The 23,141-nt window shown below is 61.2% G+C and carries 22 protein-coding genes; 14 read left to right on the top strand and 8 right to left on the bottom strand.

From position 1 onward, the window contains the following. Positions 1-184: 184 nt before the first annotated feature. The 5 genes from ABVN20_RS08380 (at position 185) to ABVN20_RS08360 (ending at position 3,524) form a co-directional block, all read left to right on the top strand. Entirely contained in the window at positions 185-817 is a 633-nt protein-coding gene (locus tag ABVN20_RS08380) for a response regulator (RefSeq protein WP_368555194.1), read from the top strand. Between the two features lie 125 nt (positions 818-942). After that, complete coding sequence (locus ABVN20_RS08375; protein WP_368555193.1) at positions 943-1,563, top strand: DUF1120 domain-containing protein; 621 nt, start codon at positions 943-945, stop codon at positions 1,561-1,563. A gap of 120 nt (positions 1,564-1,683) precedes the next feature. Then, the gene (locus ABVN20_RS08370) at positions 1,684-2,154 is read left to right on the top strand and encodes a nuclear transport factor 2 family protein (RefSeq protein WP_368555192.1); all 471 of its coding nucleotides are present in this window, start codon (positions 1,684-1,686) and stop codon (positions 2,152-2,154) included. Positions 2,155-2,193: 39 nt separating this feature from the next. After that, entirely contained in the window at positions 2,194-2,511 is a 318-nt protein-coding gene (locus ABVN20_RS08365) for a GIY-YIG nuclease family protein (RefSeq protein ID WP_368555191.1), read from the top strand. Between the two features lie 77 nt (positions 2,512-2,588). After that, positions 2,589-3,524: a glutathione S-transferase family protein gene (locus ABVN20_RS08360; RefSeq protein ID WP_368555190.1), complete on the top strand. Its 936-nt coding sequence runs from the start codon at positions 2,589-2,591 to the stop codon at positions 3,522-3,524. A gap of 122 nt (positions 3,525-3,646) precedes the next feature. On the opposite strand, the gene ABVN20_RS08355 is transcribed toward ABVN20_RS08360, so the two are convergent. Continuing rightward, positions 3,647-3,997: a glutaredoxin family protein gene (locus tag ABVN20_RS08355; protein ID WP_368555189.1), complete on the bottom strand. Its 351-nt coding sequence runs from the start codon at positions 3,995-3,997 to the stop codon at positions 3,647-3,649. Then, complete coding sequence (yejK, locus tag ABVN20_RS08350) at positions 3,997-5,001, bottom strand: nucleoid-associated protein YejK (protein WP_368555188.1); 1,005 nt, start codon at positions 4,999-5,001, stop codon at positions 3,997-3,999. Before yejK ends, ABVN20_RS08355 begins: the two co-directional genes overlap by 1 nt. A gap of 394 nt (positions 5,002-5,395) precedes the next feature. Here yejK and ABVN20_RS08345 point away from each other — a divergent pair, with 394 nt between their 5' ends. Then, entirely contained in the window at positions 5,396-5,677 is a 282-nt protein-coding gene (locus ABVN20_RS08345) for an HU family DNA-binding protein (RefSeq protein ID WP_368555187.1), read from the top strand. Positions 5,678-5,847: 170 nt separating this feature from the next. On the opposite strand, the gene rlmF is transcribed toward ABVN20_RS08345, so the two are convergent. The 5 genes from rlmF to ABVN20_RS08320 all read right to left on the bottom strand — a co-directional run bounded on the left by rlmF (position 5,848) and on the right by ABVN20_RS08320 (position 12,560). Beyond that, a complete protein-coding gene (gene rlmF / locus ABVN20_RS08340) occupies positions 5,848-6,870 on the bottom strand; it encodes a 23S rRNA (adenine(1618)-N(6))-methyltransferase RlmF (protein WP_368555186.1) in 1,023 nt (340 codons plus the stop codon). Between the two features lie 263 nt (positions 6,871-7,133). Continuing rightward, the gene (locus tag ABVN20_RS08335; RefSeq protein ID WP_368555185.1) at positions 7,134-9,980 is read right to left on the bottom strand and encodes a valine--tRNA ligase; all 2,847 of its coding nucleotides are present in this window, start codon (positions 9,978-9,980) and stop codon (positions 7,134-7,136) included. 220 nt (positions 9,981-10,200) lie between these two features. Further along, a complete protein-coding gene (locus tag ABVN20_RS08330; protein ID WP_368555183.1) occupies positions 10,201-10,572 on the bottom strand; it encodes a DNA polymerase III subunit chi in 372 nt (123 codons plus the stop codon). 8 nt (positions 10,573-10,580) lie between these two features. After that, complete coding sequence (locus ABVN20_RS08325) at positions 10,581-11,009, bottom strand: DNA polymerase III subunit chi (RefSeq protein ID WP_368555181.1); 429 nt, start codon at positions 11,007-11,009, stop codon at positions 10,581-10,583. Between the two features lie 60 nt (positions 11,010-11,069). Next, the gene (locus tag ABVN20_RS08320) at positions 11,070-12,560 is read right to left on the bottom strand and encodes a leucyl aminopeptidase (RefSeq protein WP_368555179.1); all 1,491 of its coding nucleotides are present in this window, start codon (positions 12,558-12,560) and stop codon (positions 11,070-11,072) included. Between the two features lie 346 nt (positions 12,561-12,906). Between ABVN20_RS08320 and lptF the strand changes: the two genes are divergently transcribed. From lptF to pdxJ, 8 genes are all read left to right on the top strand, one after another. Continuing rightward, entirely contained in the window at positions 12,907-14,025 is a 1,119-nt protein-coding gene (gene lptF / locus ABVN20_RS08315) for an LPS export ABC transporter permease LptF (protein ID WP_368555177.1), read from the top strand. Continuing rightward, positions 14,018-15,079 (top strand): LPS export ABC transporter permease LptG, encoded by a 1,062-nt coding sequence (gene lptG, locus ABVN20_RS08310; protein ID WP_368555176.1) that lies wholly within the window; start codon positions 14,018-14,020, stop codon positions 15,077-15,079. The genes lptF and lptG overlap by 8 nt, the downstream gene beginning before the upstream one ends. Before the next feature lie 170 nt (positions 15,080-15,249). Beyond that, positions 15,250-17,049, top strand: coding sequence for a translation elongation factor 4 (gene lepA, locus ABVN20_RS08305; RefSeq protein ID WP_368555174.1), 1,800 nt, complete (start codon positions 15,250-15,252; stop codon positions 17,047-17,049). Between the two features lie 5 nt (positions 17,050-17,054). After that, the gene (lepB, locus tag ABVN20_RS08300) at positions 17,055-17,909 is read left to right on the top strand and encodes a signal peptidase I (RefSeq protein WP_368555172.1); all 855 of its coding nucleotides are present in this window, start codon (positions 17,055-17,057) and stop codon (positions 17,907-17,909) included. Positions 17,910-18,086: 177 nt separating this feature from the next. Then, positions 18,087-18,776, top strand: a complete 690-nt coding sequence (gene rnc / locus ABVN20_RS08295; protein ID WP_368555171.1) for a ribonuclease III — start codon at positions 18,087-18,089, stop codon at positions 18,774-18,776. Further along, positions 18,769-19,671 carry a GTPase Era gene (gene era / locus ABVN20_RS08290; RefSeq protein ID WP_368555169.1) on the top strand — a complete coding sequence of 301 codons (903 nt, stop codon included), beginning with the start codon at positions 18,769-18,771 and terminating at the stop codon, positions 19,669-19,671. The genes rnc and era overlap by 8 nt, the downstream gene beginning before the upstream one ends. A gap of 139 nt (positions 19,672-19,810) precedes the next feature. Next, entirely contained in the window at positions 19,811-20,500 is a 690-nt protein-coding gene (gene recO, locus ABVN20_RS08285) for a DNA repair protein RecO (RefSeq protein WP_368555167.1), read from the top strand. Between the two features lie 51 nt (positions 20,501-20,551). Then, complete coding sequence (gene pdxJ / locus ABVN20_RS08280) at positions 20,552-21,295, top strand: pyridoxine 5'-phosphate synthase (RefSeq protein ID WP_368555166.1); 744 nt, start codon at positions 20,552-20,554, stop codon at positions 21,293-21,295. Between the two features lie 236 nt (positions 21,296-21,531). Here the strand turns inward: pdxJ and mltF are convergent, their stop codons facing one another. Next, positions 21,532-22,992 carry a membrane-bound lytic murein transglycosylase MltF gene (gene mltF / locus ABVN20_RS08275; RefSeq protein ID WP_368555165.1) on the bottom strand — a complete coding sequence of 487 codons (1,461 nt, stop codon included), beginning with the start codon at positions 22,990-22,992 and terminating at the stop codon, positions 21,532-21,534. Positions 22,993-23,141: the final 149 nt, after the last annotated feature.

Raw genomic sequence — 23,141 nt, 5'->3', positions numbered from 1 at the left:
GGTTCTGTAAGTAGTCCATCGCGCTTGTGTAACGTAGGGCAGTTCTTATTGTTTTATAGGATAAAGAGCGATGCCCTGAATACATTGGGTCAGGCTTTTTTTGGCGCCGGATTGGCCGTTGTGATGGCAACAAGATGGCGCTACTTTTCGCGCATTCCAGTCACCCAACAGGATAAATCTGACAATGCGCGTAATCATTGCTGACGACCATCCTGTCGTTCGAATCGGCATGCGAATGCTCACCGATCTGAGCGGCACCTGTGTGATCGTGGGGGAAGCAGAAGGGCCCGACAGCCTGCTGAGCCTGCTTTCCACCACGACCTGCGAGCTGTTGATCACCGACTACTGCATGCCGGGCAACGTACAGGCTGACGGCTTGAAGATGCTCAGTATGGTGCGGCGTCACCACCCTGGAACGTCGATCATCCTGGTGACGATGTTCACCAACGTCATGGCCTTGCGGGCTGCGCTCGCTCAAGGGGTGATGGCGATCATCGCCAAGGATGCTTCGGCGAAGGAGCTGCCCATGGCCATCAAGGCGGTGCACGAAGGGCGGCGGTTCATCAGCGAATCCTTGCGCGCCGTACTGCTCCAGGCAAACGCCGAAACCCGCTCGGGTCCGCCTTCGTTATCGGCCAAAGAGCACGAAGTGGTGAGAATGCTCGCCAGCGGCATGACCGTCAGTGAGATTGCCGACCACTTCAAGCGCAGCGTATCGACCATCAGTAAACAAAAAAACATGGCGATGCAACGGCTCGGTATTTCCACGGATGTCGACTTGTTTGCCTACGCCCGAGACTCCGGGATGGTGCATTAAATTCTGCGCAAGTTTTATTACAGTCCTGGAGTTTCGTATTAGTTGTATTTTTTGATGTTTGTTGCAGGTTTATATTTTGCGCTGTCACCGCAACTGAATAAAACCTCCGACCAGGATTGAGAAGTATGAAAAATCGTCTAAGTTGTATCGCAGCCAGTTTGTATATATTGGCAGCCTCGAATGTGAATGCAGCCTCCAGTGTCGACCTGAGTGTCACGGGCACGATCACCCCGAGTGCCTGCACCCCCGTGCTATCCAATGGCGGTGTGATCGATCACGGGAAAATCTCCATCAAGGACATCACCAGCAAACCATTGCCAGCGATGACCCTGCAGTTAGGCGTCAATTGTGACGCGGCAACTTTTTTTGCGATCCAGGGCACTGATAATCGCGAAGATAGCGCGTCGAACAACAGTCCGGATTCCTTCGGCCTGGGCCTGGGTGAAAACAACCACAAACTCGGGTTTTACCGTTTGTTCATGGAGCTGGCGATGGCGGATGGTGTGCTGCATCCGATTGTGGAGTCGGTTGATGGCAGCACCTGGTTCCCGGTGTCTTCCGGCCAGATCTGGCAGCCTCGCTGGTTGAGGTCTGTCAACACACCCGGCAGTCCGGATCACGCACCCGTTGCCGTGAAGGAATTCCTGGCCGATGTGACGGTTCAGACGACCCTGAACAAGCCCAGAGTGCTCACCACCGAGACGTCATTGGACGGCAGCGCCACGCTGGATATCGTCTATCTGTAATCGGCGGGGCCACACTCGCGGGTATTCGGTGGCACTATTTTTATAGTGAATAGCCATGGTTATTCGCGGCCCCGCAGATTATCGTGCTGGCCAATTGACCATTTTCCAAGGAGGCCGCCCATGAGTGATGACCACAACGCCCTGATCACCCGGTTCTACCAGGCGTTCCAGCGTCTGGATGCCGAAGCGATGAGCGCCTGCTACACCGACGACGTGGTGTTCAGTGACCCGGCGTTTGGCGAGCTGCGTGGGCGTGATGCTGGCGACATGTGGCGGATGCTCACCACCCGGGCCAAGGATTTTTCCCTGACCTTCGACAGCGTGCGCAGCGATGAGCGCGGCGGTGGTGCACATTGGGTGGCGACGTATCTGTTCAGCCAGACCGGCAACACCGTGGTCAACGACATCCAGGCGCGTTTCGTGTTTCGCGATGGCAAGATCTGCGAGCACCACGACCACTTCGACCTGTGGGCGTGGTCGCGTCAGGCCCTGGGGTTCAAGGGCCTGTTGCTGGGCTGGACGCCGCTGGTGCGCAATGCCGTTCGCGCCCAGGCGCTGAAGGGGTTGAAGGCATTTCAGGCCGGTCGCTGATAAGATCGCGGCTTGTTTCCTGCAAGCCTGTATCGCCACGTGAACACCTCAAGCGAATCCTGCGACGTTGTCGCCGAGCCGATCCCCGTCAGCAAACCCTGGTTTGTCTACCTGGTACGGGCGGCCAATGGCTCGCTCTACTGCGGGATCAGCGATGATCCCGTGCGCCGGTTCGCCAAGCACCAGAGTGGCAAAGGCGCGCGCTTCTTTCTGTCCAGCCCGGCCATGGCGCTGGTCTACACCGAAGCCTGTCGCGACAAAAGCGAAGCGTTGCGTCAGGAACGGTTGATCAAAAAACTGCGCAAAAGCGCCAAGGAGTGCCTGGTGGCTACCTACGCCAGCGGCTTATCACTCTGACTGATGGGTTCCCATCAGGCCAATCGGCAAAGCGCTGGGTTAAGCTGCGGGTTCCCATTGCAGCGGCGGAGCCGAGCATGTCCGTGTTGATTCTTCATCATTACCCGACGTCCCCTTTCGCCGAAAAGGCCCGCCTGTTGCTGGGCTTCAAGGGCTTGTCCTGGCGTTCGGTCAAGATCTCGCCGGTGATGCCCAAGCCTGACCTGACCGCCCTGACCGGCGGCTACCGCAAGACACCGGTGCTACAGATCGGTGCGGACATCTATTGCGACACCGCGTTGATCGCCCGCCGCCTGGAACAGGAAAAGGCCCTGCCGGCGTTTTTCCCCGAAGGTCAGGAAATGATCGCCGCCACCTTCGCGGCGTGGGCCGATTCGGTGGTGTTCCAGCATGCGGTGAGCCTGGTGTTCCAGCCAGAGTCGATTGCCGTGCGCTTCAGCGGTTTATCGCCGGAAGCCATCAAGGGCTTTCTCGCTGATCGCGCCGGGCTGTTCAGTGGCGGCAGCGCCAGCAAGCTGTCGGCGGAGCAGGCCCGGCACCAGTGGCCGACGATCATGGCGTGCCTGGAACAACAGCTGCAACGCGAGCCGGGTGATTTCCTGTTCGGCGAGCCCTCCATCGCCGACTTCTCATTGGCCCATTGCCTGTGGTTCCTCAAGGCTACGCCCGTGACGGCGCCGTTGGTCGATACCTACCCGGCGGTGGCCGCATGGCATGCGCGAGTACTGGGCTTCGGCCACGGCGCGCCCAGCGAAATGACCTCCGAGCAAGCGCTGGACGTGGCGCGCAATACCGCGCCGGCCGAGTTGCCGGATGAGTCATTCGAGGAACCGAACGGGTTTGCAGCGGGGCAGCAGGTGATCATCGCCGCGACTGACTACGGCGTTGACCCGGTGGCCGGGGAGCTGCTGTTTGCCGGGCGCGAAGAGCTGATCCTGCGCCGCGAGGACGAACGCGCCGGGGTGGTGCATGTGCACTTTCCGCGGTTTGGCTTCCGTATCGAAAAACGCTGATAAACAATTGTGGGAGCGGGCTTGCTCGCGAAAGCGGTGTGTCAGGCGACATTGATATTGCCTGACACACCGCCTTCGCGAGCAAGCCCGCTCCCACAGGTACTAGCCAGCATCCAACAGCGTTATTTCAACGCCGCCATGATCGCATCCGGGTCATACCCGCGAATCAGCGTGCCGTTCACCTCGATGAACGGAATGCCGCCGCCCCCCAGCGCCTCATAGGCCTTGCGCGCCTGGGCGTCCTTCTCGATGTCGAATTCCTTGTAGGGAATGCCCTTCTGGTCGAGAAAGCGCCGGCTCAGTTTGCAGTAGCCACACCACTCGGTGCTGTAGAGCACGACATTGGCGCTGGCCTGGATCTGCTCCGATACCACCTCTGAAGGGTTGAACACCCGCTCGATCTTGCCCCAGTTCTGATAGACCACGACCACCAGCAGGATCAGCAGGAATTTCTTCAGCACGCTGCCCAGCATCAGTTACGACGCTTGAGCTGATCGGTGAGCGAGGTTGGCAGGCCCTTGATGATCAGCGTGCCGGCTTCTTCGTCGTACTCGATCTTCGAGCCCAGCAAGTGCGCCTCGAAGCTGATCGACAAGCCCTCGGCACGGCCGGTGAAGCGGCGGAACTGGTTGAGGGTGCGTTTGTCCGCCGGGATCTCCGGCGACAGGCCGTAGTCCTTGTTGCGGATGTGATCGTAGAACGCTTTCGGGCGGTCTTCGTCGATCAGCCCGGACAGTTCTTCGAGGGCCACGGGCTCGCCCATCTTCGCCTGGCTGCTGGCGTATTCCACCAGGGCCTTGGTTTTCTCGCGTGCGGAGTCTTCCGGCAGGTCTTCGCTTTCGACGAAGTCACTGAACGCCTTGAGCAGCGTGCGGGTTTCGCCGGGGCCATCGACGCCTTCCTGGCAGCCGATGAAATCACGGAAATACTCCGAGACCTTTTTGCCGTTCTTGCCCTTGATAAAGGAAATGTACTGCTTGGACTGCTTGTTGTTCTGCCACTCGGAAACGTTGATCCGCGCCGCCAGATGCAATTGGCCGAGGTCCAGGTGGCGCGATGGCGTCACGTCCAGCTCGTCGGTCACGGCAACGCCTTCGCTGTGGTGCAGCAGCGCGATGGCCAGGTAATCGGTCATGCCCTGTTGATAATGGGCAAACAGCACGTGGCCGCCGGTGGACAGGTTCGATTCCTCCATCAGCTTCTGCAGGTGCTCTACTGCAACGCGGCTGAACGCGGTGAAGTCCTGGCCGCCGTCGAAGTATTCCTTCAGCCAGCCACTGAACGGATGCGCCCCCGACTCGGCATGGAAGAAACCCCAGGCCTTGCCTTGTTTGGCGTTGTAGCTCTCGTTGAGGTCGGCGAGCATGTTCTCGATGGCGGCGGACTCGGCGAGTTCGGAGTCGCGGGCGTGGAGAACTGCGGGCGTACCGTCAGGTTTCTTGTCGATCAGGTGGACGATGCAATGACGGATCGGCATGGGCTTCTCGGCTGATTGGAGTGAGGAGGGCGTGCTCCCCAAAAAGTGCCCAGTGTACCGCAACCACTGGTTTTGGCGCGGTGCGAAGGGCAATTCCCGGGCTTGCGACAGCCCTTATGCAGTTTTTTCCCGATTTAGAGCAATAAAGCTGACCAAATGGGTAGGGAGAAGCGGATATTTCCTTGTCTCTGTGCTAGTTTTGCCCGGTCTTACGCGAAGTCACTGCGTTAAGCGTGCAGTCAGCAAATGTCAGGTCGAACCAAACCCTGATTTCGGCATCTATAACCCGACTCGTCGCGGTTATTGGTCGAGGGTGCCAGATCCAGAAGATCGGGCTCGATGGCTGACACTGCACTCTGCAATCCATATGAATTTGATAGGGAAGGAACACTACATGGCTCTTACTAAAGACCAACTGATCGCCGACATCGCTGAAGCTATCGACGCGCCAAAAACCACCGCGCGTAACGCTCTGGAGCAACTGGGCCAAATCGTTGCTGATCAGCTGGAAAACGGCGGCGAAATCACTCTGCCAGGTATCGGCAAACTGAAAGTGACCGAGCGTCCTGCCCGTACTGGCCGTAACCCTTCGACTGGCGCTGCCATCGAAATCCCTGCCAAGAAAGTGATCAAGCTGGTTGTGGCCAAAGGCCTGACCGACTCGATCAACAAGTAAGATGCAGTAAAAAGCCGTGCTCCGGAGCGATCCGGGCACGGCTTTTTTGTGCCTGCGATTTACGTTTCCCCCTGTAGGAGCGAGCTTGCTCGCGATGCGGTGGGTCAGGCGCTTAATGTGGTTACTGATACGCCGCCATCGCGAGCAAGCTCGCTCCTACAGGTTCAGCATTAAGCTCTGGCCGCCCACCGCTGCCGCCAGGCCTGCTGCTGCGCAGGGGTCTGGAACGTCCACGCCACAAAGCGGCTCTGCTTCTGCCCCTGGGACATCTCCACCACCTGGCTCTCCAGCGCGCCGGCCTTTTTCAGGGCCGCCTGGATCGCCGGCAGGTTCGAGGCCTTCGATACCAGGGTGCTGAACCACAACACCTGTTGGCCCACCTGCGCGCTCTCGCCGATCAACTGCGTGACAAAGCGTGCCTCGCCACCCTCGCACCAAAGCTCGGCGGCCTGGCCACCGAAATTCAGCACCGGCAGTTTGCGTTTCGGGTCGGCCTTGCCCAGTGCCCGCCATTTACGGCTGCTGCCGCGCGTGGCTTCTTCCAGGGAGGCGTGGAACGGCGGGTTGCACAGGGTCAGGTCGAACCGTTCGTCCTGTTCCAGCAGGCCCAGCAGGATGTGCTTGCGATCAGCCTGCTGGCGAATCTGGATGGCTTTGTTCAGGCCGTTGGCGGCGACTATGGTTTTGGCGGAAGCGATGGCGATGGCGTCGATGTCCGAGCCGAGGAACTGCCAGCGGTAGTCGCTGTGGCCGATCAACGGGTACACGCAATTGGCGCCGGTGCCCACGTCCAGCACCTTCACGGCGGCGCCACGGGGAATCACGCCGTCATTGCCGTTGGCCAGCAGATCGGCAAGAAAGTGTACGTAGTCGGCGCGCCCCGGCACCGGCGGGCACAGGTAGTCGGCGGGAATGTCCCAGTGAGTGATGCCGTAGAACGCCTTGAGCAGCGCCCGGTTGAACACCCGCACCGCGTCGGGGCTGGCGAAGTCGATGCTTTCCTTGCCGTACGGATTGATGATCACGAACTTGGCCAGCTCCGGCGTGCTTTTGATCAATGCCGGAAAGTCGTAGCGACCCTGATGGCGATTGCGCGGGTGCAGGCTGGCCTTTTCCCGAGGCTCCACGGTTTTGGCCGGGTTCGCCGGGGCAGGCTTCTTGCGCGCAGGTTTGGGTGTACGAGGGGCGGTCATGGCAGTGGTCGATTCGGGCATGGCTGAAAGTGGGGGGGCATTGTCCCATATCCGGGTGATGTGAACCCAATCTCTGAACCAACCAAAATCCTCTACTGTGGGAGCGAGCCTGCTCGCGATGGTGTATCAGGCACATAGGTGTCGAATGACACACCATCGCGAGCAGGCTCGCTCCCACAATGGTTTTTCAGTGATTTGCAGGGAAGGCCAGGCACAAAAAAGGGAGGCCGTCGCCGGCCTCCCTTTTTCGTCGCAGCGTGCCGTTACAGGCTGGCAATCCGCGCGTGTTGCTCGGCCAGCTTGCCCAGGGCCTGTTCGGCCTCGGCCAGCTTGGCGCGTTCCTTCTCGATGACTTCGGCCGGGGCCTTGTCGACGAAACCGGCGTTGGACAGCTTGCCGCCCACGCGCTGGACTTCACCCTGCAAACGCTGGATTTCCTTGTCCAGGCGCGCCAGTTCGGCGCCCTTGTCGATCAGCCCGGCCATCGGCACCAGCACTTCCATTTCGCCCACCAGCGCGGTGGCCGACAGCGGTGCTTCTTCGCCAGCGGCCAGTACGGTGATGGATTCCAGGCGCGCCAGCTTCTTCAGCAGCGCTTCGTTCTCGGTGAGACGACGCTGGTCCTGGGCGCTGACGTTCTTGAGGAACAGCGGCAGCGGTTTGCCCGGGCCGATGTTCATTTCGCCACGGATGTTACGGGTGCCGAGCATCAGGCCCTTGAGCCATTCGATGTCGTCTTCGGCGGCCGCGTCGATGCGCTCTTCATTGGCCACTGGCCACGCCTGCAGCATGATCGTCTTGCCTTCGATGCCGGCCAGCGGCGCGATGCGCTGCCAGATTTCCTCGGTGATGAACGGCATGAACGGGTGCGCCAGGCGCAGGGCCACTTCCAGTACGCGAACCAGCGTGCGACGGGTGCCGCGCTGGCGTTCGACCGGAGCGTTTTCGTCCCACAGCACCGGCTTGGACAGTTCCAGGTACCAGTCGCAATACTGGTTCCAGATGAACTCGTACAGGGCTTGTGCCGCCAGGTCGAAGCGGAACTGGTCGAGCTGACGGGTCACTTCGGCTTCGGTGCGCTGCAACTGCGAGATGATCCAGCGATCAGCCAGCGACAGCTCGTAGGCTTCGCCGTTCTGGCCGCAGTCTTCGCCCTTGTCCAGCACGTAGCGTGCGGCGTTCCAGATCTTGTTGCAGAAGTTGCGGTAGCCTTCCACGCGGCCCATGTCGAACTTGATGTCGCGACCGGTGGACGCCAGCGAGCAGAAAGTGAAGCGCAGGGCGTCGGTGCCGTAGCTGGCGATGCCGTCGGCGAACTCGTCGCGGGTGGCTTTCTCGATCTTCTTCGCCAGTTTTGGCTGCATCAGGCCCGAGGTGCGCTTCTGCACCAGGGTTTCCAGTTCGATGCCGTCGATGATGTCCAGCGGGTCAAGCACGTTGCCCTTGGACTTGGACATCTTCTGGCCCTGGCCATCACGCACCAGACCGTGCACGTAAACGGTCTTGAACGGAACCTGCGGGGTGCCGTCCTCGTTCTTGATCAGGTGCATGGTCAGCATGATCATCCGGGCAACCCAGAAGAAAATGATGTCGAAGCCCGTCACCAGCACGTCGGTGGAGTGGAATTTCTTCAGGAACTCGGTTTTTTCCGGCCAGCCCAGGGTGGAGAACGTCCACAGGCCCGAACTGAACCAGGTGTCGAGAACGTCGTTGTCCTGTTGCAGCGCAACGTCGGCACCGAGGTTGTGCTTGGCGCGCACTTCGGCTTCGTCGCGACCGACGTAGACCTTGCCCGACTCGTCGTACCAGGCCGGAATGCGGTGGCCCCACCACAGCTGACGGCTGATGCACCAGTCCTGGATGTCGCGCATCCACGAGAAGTACATGTTTTCGTACTGCTTGGGCACGAACTGGATGCGGCCGTCTTCCACGGCGGCAATCGCAGGTTCAGCCAAAGGCTTGGTCGACACGTACCACTGGTCGGTCAGCCACGGCTCGATGACGGTGCCCGAACGGTCGCCCTTCGGCACTTTCAGGTTGTGATCGTCGACGCTGACTAACAGGCCCGCGGCGTCGAATGCGGCAACGATCTGCTTGCGCGCCTCGAAACGGTCGAGGCCGGCGTATTCGGCCGGGATCTTGCCGTCGATGCTCTCGTTCAGCGTGCCGTCCAGGTTGAACGCCTGGGCAGCCGGCAGCACGTTGGCGTTCTTGTCGAAGATGTTCAGCAGCGGCAGGTTGTGGCGCTTGCCGACTTCGTAGTCGTTGAAATCGTGGGCCGGGGTGATTTTCACGCAGCCGGTGCCGAATTCAGGGTCGCAGTAATCGTCGGCGATGATCGGGATGCGACGGCCAACCAGCGGCAGCTCGACGAACTGGCCGATCAGGGCCTTGTAGCGTTCGTCGTTCGGGTTCACCGCGACGGCGGAGTCGCCGAGCATGGTTTCCGGACGCGTTGTGGCGACGATCAGGTAATCCTTGCCCTCAGCGGTCTTGGCACCATCGGCCAGCGGGTACTTGAGGTTCCACAGGAAGCCTTTCTCGTCGTGGTTTTCCACTTCGAGGTCGGAAATCGCCGTGTGCAGCTTGGTGTCCCAGTTGACCAGACGCTTGCCGCGGTAGATCAGGCCGTCTTCGTGCAGGCGTACGAACGCTTCCTTGACCGCTTCCGAGAGGCCGTCGTCCATGGTGAAGCGCTCGCGGCTCCAGTCCACGGACGAGCCGAGGCGGCGGATCTGGCGGCTGATGTTGCCACCGGATTGATCCTTCCATTCCCAGACTTTCTCGAGGAATTTTTCGCGACCCAGATCATGGCGATTCTGGCCCTGGGCTTCGAGTTGACGCTCCACCAGCATTTGCGTGGCGATACCGGCGTGGTCGGTGCCCGGCTGCCACAGGGTGTTGCGGCCCTGCATGCGACGGAAACGGATCAGGGCGTCCATGATCGCGTTGTTGAAGCCGTGACCCATGTGCAGGCTGCCGGTGACGTTCGGCGGCGGGATCATGATGGTGTAGGACTCGCCCGCGCCTTGCGGGGCGAAGTAATTCTCGGACTCCCAGGTGTTGTACCAGGAAGTTTCAATGGCGTGCGGCTGGTAGGTCTTATCCATGCGCGGCGGGACCCTATTGGCATCAATTCAGGAAAAGCCGACGAGTATAGCGGGGCGCGGGGCAATGGGCGAGCGGGGGCGGACGGGGTGGGGGCTCAGAGGCGACAAAAATCCCGCCCTCTGTGGGAGCGAGCCTGCTCGCGATGGTGTGTCAGATAACGAGTGTTCCCTGATAAACCATCGCGAGCAGGCTCGCTCCCACAGGGTGGGCGGCGGTCGGTCAGTCTTGGTACTGGCTCAACAACCGCTGCATTCGCGCATCGAGGCGGCGCTTGATTTCGGTTTCGATGTGCGGGGCAAAATCGTCGATCACGTCCTGCATGATCAATTGCGCGGCGGCGCGCAGTTCGCTGTCCAGGTGCAGCAGGGCGTCGGGGCCCTTGTCTGTCGTGGCGGCGGGTGGGGCGGGTTCGAGGGTCGGCTGGCTGGCGCTGACCGTGTCGAACAGCATCGGAATCTGTTCCTGTTCACCGGCCTCGACCGTATCGGTCAACAGCGGTGGTTGCAGGTTGTCGTCGCCCAGCAGCTCGCGGATCGACTCCAGGTCGTCCAGCAGGTGCGTCGGCTTTTGCAGCGGTTTTGGAGTGTCCATCGCCATGCTCAGAGTCGCTGTAAACGGTGATCTTGCAGAGGATAGCCCTGTTCGCGGTAGAAACGGAAACTCTCGCGCGCGGCGGCGCGGATCGTCGGGTCTTCCACCACCACTTCCGCCACGCGGGCGAATTGTCGGGCAAAGGTCGGGACTTTCAGGTCCAGGTTGACCAGCAGGTCCTGGTGTTGCCCGCAGTCATTGCCAACCCCCAGCACGATCAAGCCGTCCGGCTCGCTGTCGGCGGGGCCGTGGGGCACGAAGCTTTCGCCCTTGAAGGACCACAGGCGCGCATCGAGCTCATCGCGCTGGGCGGCATCGCTGCAATGCAGGTAGATGCGGTGCCCCATGCGCCAGGCTTTCTCGGTGAGCTTGCAGGCGAAATCCAGGCGTGCCGAAGGGTCGGCGCTGGGCAGGATATAAAAGTCGACTTTGGTCATTGCGGTTCCTGAGCCAGGGGCGGCGCCGCTCGCAGGCGGCGCCACCCCGGGTCATCGGTTTCAGGCTTTGGCGCGGTCCAGCAGGTATTGAGTCAGCAGGGGTACCGGACGGCCAGTGGCGCCCTTGTCCTTGCCGCCGCTGGTCCAGGCGGTGCCGGCGATGTCCAGGTGCGCCCAGTTCAGGTTCTTGGTGAAGCGCGACAGGAAGCAGGCTGCGGTGATGGTGCCGGCTTTCGGGCCGCCGATGTTGGCGATGTCGGCGAACGGGCTGTCCAGTTGCTCCTGATACTCATCGAACAGCGGCAGTTGCCAGGCGCGGTCGTCAGCGGCCTTGCCGGCGCTCAGCAGTTGCTCGATCAGTTCGTCGTTGTTGCCCAGGAGGCCCGAGGTATGCGCGCCCAGTGCGACGACGCAGGCGCCGGTAAGGGTGGCGATGTCGATCACCGCTTGCGGCTTGAAACGCTCGGAGTAGGTCAGGGCATCGCACAGTACCAGACGGCCTTCGGCGTCGGTGTTGAGGATTTCCACGGTCTGGCCGCTCATGGTGGTGACGATATCGCCCGGACGCGAAGCGGTGCCGCTTGGCATGTTCTCGGCGCAGGCCAGGATGCACACCAGGTTGATCGGCAGTTTCAGTTCGAGCACGGCGCGCAGGGTACCGAAGACACTGGCGGCGCCGCCCATGTCGTACTTCATTTCATCCATGCCGGCGCCCGGCTTGAGGCTGATGCCGCCGGTGTCGAAGGTGATGCCCTTGCCGACCAGTGCGTACGGCTTCTCGGATTTCTTGCCGCCGTTGTATTGCATGACGATCAGGCGCGGCGGCTGGGCGCTGCCCTGGCCGACGGCGTAGAACGAACCCATGCCCAGTTCCTTGATTTTCTTCTCATCGAGGACTTCGACTTTCAGGCTCTTGAATTCCTTGCCCAGGTTCTTGGCCTGTTCGCCGAGGAACGTCGGGTGGCAGATGTTCGGTGGCAGGTTGCCCAGGTTGCGGGTGAACGCCATGCCGTTGGCAATCGCGCTGGCGTGGGCCACGGCGCGCTCGACTTCAGCCTGGGCGGCCTTGATGGTCACCAGGGTGATTTTCTTCAGGGCGCGAGGTTCGGCTTTCTGGCTCTTGAACTGATCGAAGGTGTACTCGCCGTCGACCAGGGTTTCCGCCAGCAGGCGGGTCTTGCCATAGCTGTCACGACCCTTGACCACGACTTCGTCCAGGGCCAGCACCGCGTCGCTGCCGCCCAGGCCCTTGAGGGTGTTGAGGATGCCGGCAACGATTTTGCGGAACGGGCGGTCGCCCAGCTCGGTGTCCTTGCCCACACCCACTAGCAGCACGCGCTCGGCCTTGAGGTTGGGCAGGCTGTGCAGCAACAGGCTCTGGCCGACCTTGCCAGCCAGGTCGCCACGCTTGAGCACGGCGCTGATCGCGCCACCGCTCAATCCGTCGATTTGAGTGGCGGCGGCACCGAGCTTGCGGCCTTCGCCGACGGCGACCACCAGGGTGGCGGTTTTCAACGTTTCGGGGTTGACGCTTTTTACAACCAGTTCCATGTCCGGTTCCCTGAGTGAGTGAGCTGCGAGTTGCCAGATGCAAGCGGCAAGCGGCGGCAAAGCCCGCAGTTTGAACCTCGCTACCGGCGTGTGACAACCCCTGTAGGAGCGAGCTTGCTCGCGATGGACGTCAAGGATAACGCGGGGCATCAGGTATCCAGAGGCGTCTTTGTGACCATCGCGAGCAAGCTCGCTCCTACAGGGGCGGTTGCGGATGCATTGCGCAGTGACAGGCGCGCTCAATCACAGGATAATGCGCGAAATTTTTTCGGCGGCTCTGTCCTGCGGGCTGTCGATACGTTTGCTTGTTTGGCCGCCTTAGCCTGACAACCCTGGAGTGTCTGGTTTGATCGTCTTCCGTTATCTATCCCGCGAAGTCCTGTTGACCTTGAGTGCCGTCAGTGCGGTGCTGCTGGTCATCATCATGAGCGGACGCTTCATCAAATACCTGGCGCAAGCCGCGGCGGGCCAGTTGGACCCGAGCTCGCTGTTCCTGATCATGGGCTTTCGCCTGCCGGGCTTTTTGCAACTGATCCTGCCCCTGGGGCTGTTCCTCGGGATCCTGCTGTCCTACGGCCGCCTTTACCTTGAAAGCGAAATGACCGTGCTGTCGGCCACGGGCATGAGCCAGCAGCGCCTGCTTCGCATGACCCTGTTCCCGGCCGCGATCGTGGCACTGGTGGTCGCCTGGCTGAGCCTGAGCCTGGCGCCGCAAGGGGCCAATCAGTTTCAGTTGCTGTTGAACAAGCAGGATGCCCTGACCGAGTTCGATACGCTGGAGCCCGGCCGTTTCCAGGCGCTGCGCGATGGCACCCGTGTGACCTACACCGAGCAGTTGTCGGATGATCGCGTCAACCTGGCGGGCGTGTTCATTTCGCAGAAGAACCTCGGTGCCGATAACAAGGATCGCGGGATTTCCGTGCTGGTGGCCGAAAAAGGGCGCCAGGAAGTCCGTCCTGACGGCAATCGCTACCTGATTCTCGACAACGGCTACCGCTACGACGGTAACCCCGGCCAGGCCGACTACCGGGCGATCAAATACGAGGAATACGGCGTATTGCTGCCCAAGCCGGAAGTGAGTGACGAAGTCACCGACCGTGATGCCATGACCACCGCGTCCCTGTTCGGCAGCGACGACATCCGTTCGCGCACCGAGCTGCAATGGCGCCTGTCCCTGCCGTTGCTGGTGTTCATCGTGACCCTGATGGCGGTGCCGCTGTCGCGGGTGAACCCGCGTCAGGGCCGTTTCCTCAAACTGCTGCCGGCGATTCTTCTTTATATGGCTTACCTGACCATCCTGATTGCCGCTCGCGGCGCCCTTGAAAAGGGCAAGATCCCGCCTGCGCTGGGGTTGTGGTGGGTTCACGGGATATTCCTGGTCATTGGTCTGGGCCTGCTGTACTGGGAACCCCTGCGCTTGAAGATGGCAAGCCGTCGCAGCGCGCTGGAGGTGGCCCGTGGTTAAGCTCGACCGCTACATCGGCAGCAGCGTGTTCATGGCGATCCTCGCCGTGCTGGGGATCATTCTCGGCCTCGCTACATTGTTTGCCTTCATTGATGAAATGGGCGATGCCAGCGACACCTACACGCTGCTCGATATCCTCAGCTATGTCCTGCTGACCGCTCCGCGTCGTTTGTACGACATGCTGCCAATGGCGGCGCTGATCGGTTGCCTGATCGGCCTCGGCAGCCTGGCCAGCAACAGCGAACTGACCATCATGCGCGCTGCCGGCGTGTCGATCGGCCGGATCGTCTGGGCGGTCATGAAGCCGATGCTGATTCTGATGCTGGTCGGGCTGCTGATTGGCGAGTACGTGGCCCCGGCCACGGAAAGCACGGCCCAGGCCAACCGCTCGCTGGCCCAGGGCAGCGGCGACGCGCAAAGCGCCAAGCACGGTCTGTGGCACCGTCAGGGTGACGAGTTCATTCACGTCAACTCCGTGCAACCCAACGGTGTTCTGTACGGCGTGACCCGTTACCACTTCGACAAAGAGCGCCATATGCTGTCGGCGAGCTTTTCCAAGCGTGCCGAATTCGACACGGACCACTGGCAACTCAGTGACGTCACCACCACGCTGTTCCATGAGCGCAGCACGGAAGTGGTGAACACCCCGGTCGAGCGCTGGAACGTCGCCCTGAGCCCGCAGTTGCTGAGTACCGTGGTGATGGCACCCGAGTCGCTGTCGATCACCGGTTTGTGGGGTTATATCCATTACCTCGCGGACCAGGGCCTGAGCAATGGCCGCTACTGGCTGGCATTTTGGGTCAAAGTGTTGCAGCCGCTGGTCACCGCCGCGCTGGTATTGATGGCCATTTCCTTCATCTTCGGCCCGTTGCGCTCGGTGACCCTCGGTCAGCGGGTGTTTACCGGCGTACTGGTGGGCTTTACCTTCCGGATTGTCCAGGATCTGCTGGGGCCTTCGAGCCTGGTGTTCGGCTTCTCGCCGCTGTTTGCCGTGCTGGTGCCGGCGGGTGTCTGCGCCCTGGCCGGCTTCTGGTTGCTGCGCCGAGCCGGTTGAGACCGGCCGTTTACGGCCTGCGGAACCGAGCAAAACGCCCCTGTCGCCAGATCGGGGCGTTTTTGTAGGTGCCGTCTGACCTGCGAACGTGACGCTGGCGCCGAGGATCAGGTACAATTCCCGGCTATTTTTCGGCGGGCTATGCCTGCAGCCTTTTTGAGTGTTGACCCGTGAGTGATTTGAGTCATATCCGCAATTTCTCCATCATCGCCCACATTGACCATGGCAAGTCGACGCTGGCCGATCGCTTCATCCAGATTTGCGGCGGCCTGGCCGAGCGTGAAATGGAAGCCCAGGTACTGGACTCCATGGATCTCGAACGTGAGCGCGGGATCACCATCAAAGCGCACAGCGTTACCCTGTACTACAAGGCTCAGGACGGTATCACCTACCAGCTGAACTTCATTGACACCCCCGGCCACGTTGACTTCACCTATGAAGTCAGCCGCTCGCTGGCGGCCTGTGAAGGTGCGCTGCTGGTGGTCGATGCCGGCCAGGGCGTGGAAGCACAATCGGTTGCCAACTGCTACACGGCGATCGAGCAGGGCCTGGAAGTCATGCCCGTGCTGAACAAGATCGACCTGCCACAGGCCGAGCCTGAGCGGGTCAAGGAAGAAATCGAGAAAATCATCGGCATTGATGCCACCGATGCGGTCACCTGCAGCGCCAAGACCGGCCTGGGCGTCAACGAGGTGCTCGAACGCCTGGTGACCACCATTCCGGCGCCGACCGGCAACGTCGAAGATCCGCTGCAAGCGTTGATCATCGACTCCTGGTTCGACAACTACCTGGGCGTCGTGTCCCTGGTGCGCGTGCGCCATGGCCGCGTGAAGAAGGGTGACAAGATCCTCGTCAAGTCCACCGGCAAGGTTCACCTGGTGGACAGCGTCGGTGTATTCAACCCGAAACACACCGCCACCACCGATCTGAAAGCCGGTGAAGTGGGCTTCATCATCGCCGGTATCAAGGACATTCACGGTGCGCCAGTGGGCGATACCCTGACCTTGAGCTCCACCCCCGATGTCGACGTGCTGCCAGGCTTCAAGCGCATTCAGCCGCAGGTCTACGCCGGCCTGTTCCCGGTCAGCTCCGACGACTTCGAAGACTTCCGCGATGCGCTGCAAAAGCTCACCCTGAACGACTCGTCGCTGCAATACACGCCGGAAAGCTCCGACGCACTGGGCTTCGGCTTCCGTTGCGGCTTCCTCGGCATGCTGCACATGGAAATCATCCAGGAGCGCCTGGAGCGCGAGTACGACCTGGACCTGATCACCACCGCACCGACGGTAATCTTCGAGCTGCTGCTCAAGACCGGTGAGACGATCTACGTCGATAACCCGTCGAAACTGCCGGATCTGTCGGCCATCGACGACATGCGCGAGCCGATCGTGCGGGCCAACATTCTTGTGCCGCAGGAACACCTGGGCAACGTCATTACCCTGTGCATCGAGAAGCGTGGCGTGCAGCACGACATGCTGTTCCTCGGTAACCAGGTGCAAGTGACCTACGATTTGCCGATGAACGAAGTGGTCCTGGACTTCTTCGACCGCCTGAAATCCACCAGCCGCGGCTATGCTTCGCTGGACTACCATTTCGATCGTTACCAATCGGCTAATCTGGTGAAGCTGGACGTGCTGATCAACGGCGACAAGGTCGATGCCCTGGCGCTGATCGTGCACAAGGACAACGCGCACTACAAAGGTCGCCAGTTGACCGAGAAGATGAAGGAACTGATTCCGCGGCAGATGTTCGACGTGGCGATCCAGGCGGCCATTGGTGGCCAGATCGTGGCGCGGACAACCGTCAAGGCACTCAGAAAGAACGTATTGGCCAAATGCTACGGCGGTGACGTAAGCCGTAAGAAAAAGCTGCTTGAAAAGCAAAAGGCCGGTAAGAAACGCATGAAACAGGTCGGCAACGTGGAAATTCCACAAGACGCCTTCCTCGCCGTGCTCAGGTTGGATAGTTAGGTCCTATGTCGCTAAATTTCCCGCTGTTGCTGGTCATCGCTGTTTTCGTCTGCGGCCTTCTGGCGTTGCTCGATCTGGTTTTCCTGGCGCCGCGTCGGCGTGCCGCCATCGCCTCCTATCAGGGCAGCGTCAGCCAGCCTGACGGGATGGTGGTCGAGAAACTGAACAAGGAGCCGCTGCTGGTCGAGTACGGCAAGTCGTTCTTCCCGGTGCTGTTCATCGTACTGGTGCTGCGTTCGTTCCTGGTGGAACCGTTCCAGATCCCGTCCGGCTCGATGAAACCGACCCTGGACGTGGGCGACTTCATCCTGGTGAACAAGTTTTCCTACGGGATTCGCTTGCCGGTGATCGACAAGAAAGTCATCGAAGTCGGTGATCCGCAGCGCGGCGATGTGATGGTGTTCCGCTACCCAAGCGACCCGAACGTCAACTACATCAAGCGTGTGGTTGGCCTGCCGGGTGATCAGGTTCGTTACACCGCCGACAAGCGCCTGTTCGTCAATGGCGAGTCGATCGCCGAGCAGTTGGTCGGCTCCGAGCCGGGTACGCTGGGCAGTGCCGAGCTGTACAAGGAAAAACTCGGCGTCGCCGAGCACCTGATCCGCAAGGAAATGAGCCGTTATCGCGCAGCGCCCGACCATACCTGGACCGTGCCTGCCGGGCACTACTTCATGATGGGCGACAACCGCGACAACTCCAACGACAGCCGGTACTGGGATGACCCGACCATTCCCAAGGACCTGCTGGGCATGGTTCCCGACAAGAACATCGTCGGCAAGGCCTTCGCCGTCTGGATGAGCTGGCCGGAACCCAAACTCAGCCACCTGCCGAACTTTTCGCGGGTTGGCCTGATCAAGTAAACACATGCGGCGCTGTTGAACACAGCGCCGAATGCATTTCTGGAACCGCCACAAACGGCCCCGGATGCACGAACATCTCAGGACGTCATTTTTGAACACTGCGTTAATTGTCCCAAGCCTGCGCCGCACCCTGGTGATGGCGCGAAAATCCAGCCACGAACTCAGCGTGGGTAAACCGTGAGCGCCTCATTAAGTCGTCTGGAGCGTCAGCTCGGCTACACCTTCAAGGATCAGGAACTGATGGTCCTGGCCCTCACTCACCGCAGTTTTGCCGGGCGCAACAACGAGCGCCTGGAATTCCTCGGTGACGCCATCCTCAACTTCGTCGCCGGCCAGGCGCTGTTCGATCGCTTCCCGCTGGCCCGCGAAGGCCAGTTGTCGCGTTTGCGCGCCCGTTTGGTCAAAGGCGAGACCCTGGCGGTCCTGGCCCGTGGTTTCGATCTGGGCGATTACCTGCGCCTGGGTTCCGGCGAGTTGAAAAGCGGCGGCTTTCGTCGCGAGTCGATCCTGGCCGATGCCCTCGAAGCGCTGATCGGCGCAATCTACCTGGACGCCGGTATCGAAGTGGCGCGCGAGCGTGTACTGGCCTGGTTGGCGGGTGAGTTCGAAGGCCTGACCCTGGTCGACACCAACAAGGACCCGAAAACCCGCCTGCAGGAGTTCCTGCAATCGCGTGGTTGCGAACTGCCGCGCTACGAAGTGGTGGATATCCAGGGTGAACCGCATTGCCGAACGTTTTTCGTCGAATGCGAAGTTGTCTTACTGAATGAAAAAAGCCGGGGCCAGGGTGTGAGCCGTCGTATTGCCGAACAGGTAGCGGCCGCCGCAGCTTTGATTGCCCTGGGTGTGGAGAATGGCAATGACTGATACAAACGCAACGCGCTGTGGCTATGTTGCCATCGTCGGCCGTCCCAACGTGGGCAAGTCCACGCTGCTCAACCACATCCTCGGCCAGAAACTGGCGATCACCTCGCGCAAGCCGCAGACCACTCGCCACAACATGCTGGGCATCAAGACCGAAGGCGACGTGCAAGCGATCTACGTCGATACCCCAGGCATGCACAAGGGCGGTGAAAAGGCCCTGAACCGCTACATGAACAAGACCGCCTCGGCGGCGTTGAAAGACGTCGATGTGGTGATCTTCGTGGTGGATCGTACCAAGTGGACCGAAGAAGACCAGATGGTCCTCGAGCGCGTGCAATACGTGACCGGCCCGCTGATCGTCGCGCTGAACAAGACCGACCGCATCGAGGACAAGGCCGAGCTGATGCCGCACCTGTCCTGGTTGCAGGAACAACTGCCGAACGCGCAGATCATCCCGATCTCGGCGCAGCACGGGCACAACCTCGACGCGCTGGAGCGAGTGATCGCCGAGCAGTTGCCGGAAAACGATCACTTCTTCCCGGAAGACCAGATCACCGACCGCAGCAGCCGCTTCCTCGCCGCAGAACTGGTGCGCGAGAAGATCATGCGCCAGATGGGTGCAGAGCTGCCGTACCAGATCACCGTGGAAATCGAAGAGTTCAAGCAACAGGGCAAGACCCTGCACATCCATGCGTTGATCCTGGTCGAGCGTGATGGCCAGAAGAAGATCATCATTGGCGACAAGGGCGAGCGCATCAAGCGCATCGGCACCGAGGCGCGCAAGGACATGGAGCTGCTGTTCGACTCCAAGGTCATGCTCAACCTGTGGGTCAAGGTCAAGGGCGGCTGGTCCGACGACGAACGCGCGCTGCGTTCGCTGGGTTACGGCGACTTGTAAAGGGTCCCAGGACACCTACAGCCACTGTGGGAGCGAGCCTGCTCGCGATAGCGGCCTGTCAGTCGACATAAATGTTGGCTGCCAGAGCCAATCGCGAGCAGGCTCGCTCCCACAGTGGTATTTGCTCATCGAGACTTACATGTCGCAAACCCCGCAACCCGGCCAACCCGCCTACGTCCTGCACACCCGCGCCTACCGCGAAAACAGCGCGTTGGTGGACTTCATCACGCCGCAAGGGCGGTTGCGGGCGGTGTTGCGCAGTGCGCGGGGCAAGGCGGGGACGCTGGCGCGGCCGTTCGTGCCGCTGGAAGTCGAGTTTCGCGGGCGCGGCGAGTTGAAGAATGTCGGGCGCATGGAGAGCGCGGGTGTGTCCACCTGGCTGCACGGCGAGGCGCTGTTCAGTGGCCTGTACCTCAACGAACTGTTGATTCGCCTGCTGCCGGCCGAAGACCCGCACCCCGGCGTGTTCGATCACTACGCGGCGACGCTGCTGGCGCTGGCCGAGGGGCGGCCGCTGGAGCCCTTGCTGCGCTCCTTCGAATGGCGCCTGCTCGACGATCTCGGCTACGGCTTTGCGCTGTCCACCGATATCCACGGCCAGCCCATCGACCCGCAGGGGCTGTACCGCCTGCAAGTCGATGCCGGCCTGGAACAGGTCTACCTGCTGCAACCGGGCCTGTTCAACGGTACCGAGCTGTTGGCCATGGCCGAGGCCGACTGGTCGGCCCCCGGTGCGCTGTCCGCGGCCAAGCGTCTGATGCGTCAGGCGCTGGCCGTGCATCTGGGCGGCCGACCGCTGGTTTCCCGAGAGTTGTTTCGAAAGCCCTGAATTCAGCGTGTATGCTGTGCACCGAACTCTCTCTTCTTCTGGAGCATTTTCGTGACCACCAGCACCCGCATTCTCCTTGGCGTGAACATCGACCACGTTGCCACCCTGCGTCAGGCCCGGGGTACTCGCTACCCGGACCCGGTCAAGGCTGCGCTGGACGCGGAAGAGGCGGGCGCTGACGGCATCACCGTGCATCTGCGCGAAGACCGCCGGCACATCCAGGAGCGCGATGTGTTGGTGCTCAAGGACGTGCTGCAGACCCGCATGAACTTCGAAATGGGCGTTACCGAAGAAATGATGGCCTTCGCCGAGCGCATTCGCCCGGCGCACATCTGCCTGGTCCCGGAAACCCGCCAGGAGCTGACCACCGAAGGCGGCCTGGATGTGGCCGGGCAGGAAGCGCGGATCAAGGCGGCGGTGGAACGCCTGTCCAGGCTCGGCTCTGAAGTCTCGCTGTTCATTGACGCCGACGAACGGCAGATCGAAGCCTCGCGCCGTGTCGGTGCCCCGGCCATCGAGCTGCACACCGGACGTTACGCCGATGCCGAGACGCCGACCGAAGTCGCCGAAGAACTCAAGCGAGTCGCCGACGGCGTGGCCTTCGGCCTGGCCCAGGGGCTGATCGTCAATGCCGGCCATGGCCTGCACTACCACAACGTCGAAGCGGTCGCGGCGATCAAGGGCATCAACGAACTGAACATCGGCCACGCGCTGGTGGCGCATGCGTTGTTCGTCGGCTTCAAGTCCGCCGTCTCCGAAATGAAAGCGCTGATCCTGGCGGCCGCCAAGGCCTGATGCCCTGGCCCCTCACCCTGTGGGAGCGAGCCTGCTCGCGATGATCGTCAACGATAACGCGGGTTGGCTGACACCCCGCGGTGTCCGGGCATTTATCGCGAGCAGGCTCGCTCCCACAGGAACCACGCCGTACCTGTAGGAGCGAGCACGCTCGCGATGGTCGTCAACGATAACGCGGGTTGGCTGACACCCTGCGGTGTCCGGGCATTCATCGCGAGCAGGCTCGCTCCCACAGATCAGAGCGGCGGCGTTTCCTGGGCCGGCTTGCTCTTGTCGATGCCGGGCACATGCAGGTTGCCTTCGGCGACCTGGTTGCCTTCCAGCTGCGGCTGGGTCACCCAGGTGAGGATGTCGTAGTAGCGACGGATGTTCGCCACGAAATGCACCGGCTCGCCACCGCGGGCGTAGCCGTAGCGGGTCTTGCTGTACCACTGCTTCTGCGACAGGCGCGGCAGGATTTTCTTCACGTCCAGCCACTTGTCCGGGTTCAACCCTTCCTTGGCGGCCAGCTTGCGGGCGTCATCGAGGTGGCCGCTGCCGACGTTATAGGCGGCCAGGGCGAACCAGGTGCGATCCGGCTCCTGGATCGACTCGTCCAGTTGATCCTTCATGTAGGCCAGGTACTTGGCGCCGCCCATGATGCTTTGCTTGGGGTCCAGGCGATTGGACACGCCCATGGCCTGCGCAGTGTTCTGGGTCAGCATCATCAAGCCGCGCACGCCGGTCTTCGAGGTGACGGTGGGCTGCCACAGCGATTCCTGGTAGCCGATGGCCGCCAGCAGGCGCCAGTCGACCTTTTCTTTCTTCGCGTAATTCTTGAAGTGCTGCTCGTACTTGGGCAGGCGCTGCTGCAAATGCTGGGCAAAGGTGGTGGCGCCCATGTAGCCGAGCACGTCGACATGCCCGTAGTAGCGGTCCTTGAGCCGCTGCAGGGTGCCGTTCTTTTTCACCTTGTCGAGGTAGGCGTTGATCTCGTTGAGCAGGCTGTTGTCTTCGCCGGCAGCCACCGCCCAGCTCTGTTCGCTGGCGTCACCCAGGTCGAAAGCCACCCGGATGTTGGTGAAATACACCTGGTTCATCGCCACTTCGTTGGAATCGACCAGGGTCAGGTCGATCTGGCCTTCATCCACCATGCGCAGCAGGTCGACGACTTCGACCGCGTCGGACTCTTCGTATTCGATGCCGGGAAACTTCTGTTTCAGCTCCGCGAGTTGCCCGGCGTGGGTGCTGCCCTTGAGCACCATGATCTTCTTGCCGACCAGGTCCTTGGCATCGGTCGGCCGCGACTGGCCGTTGCGATAGATGACCTGAGGGGTGACTTCGAGGTAGGAATGGGAGAACCGCACCTGTTTCTTGCGCTGTTCGCTGCTGACCAGGCCGGCCGCCGCGATCACCGGACCGTTGGGCTTGCCCACCTGGCTGAACAGGTCGTCGAGGTTGTCGGCGGTCTCGATCTTGAGTTCGACCCCCAGATCGTCGGCGAAGCGCTTCACCAGCTCGAATTCGAAGCCGGTTTCACCGTTGCGATCCTGAAAGTAGGTAGCGGGGCTGTTTCGGGTGACCACCCGCAGCACGCCATCCTCCTTTACGCGCTCGAGGGTGTTGGGTTTATCAACACAGCCACTGAGCATCAGGAAGAGTCCGGTTGCGATGAGCCATTTGGCGTATCGCGGACGCAAAGCCGTTGGGGAAAACATCTGCGCAGTATACGCAAAGGACCACGGGCGCCATATATCGACAGCGAGGGCCTTGTCTGCTAGCAGCGGGCAAACCCCTCTGGAGCCCGCGGGAATGGGCTCTGATGGCCATTTGTGACAGTAAAAATATCCATTGGCGAACCACCTTT

Source organism: Pseudomonas sp. MYb118 (genome assembly GCF_040947875.1).
GTDB lineage: Bacteria > Pseudomonadota > Gammaproteobacteria > Pseudomonadales > Pseudomonadaceae > Aquipseudomonas.
Note: the sequence above shows the minus strand (reverse complement) of the source record. Positions and strands in the feature narration are given on the sequence as shown.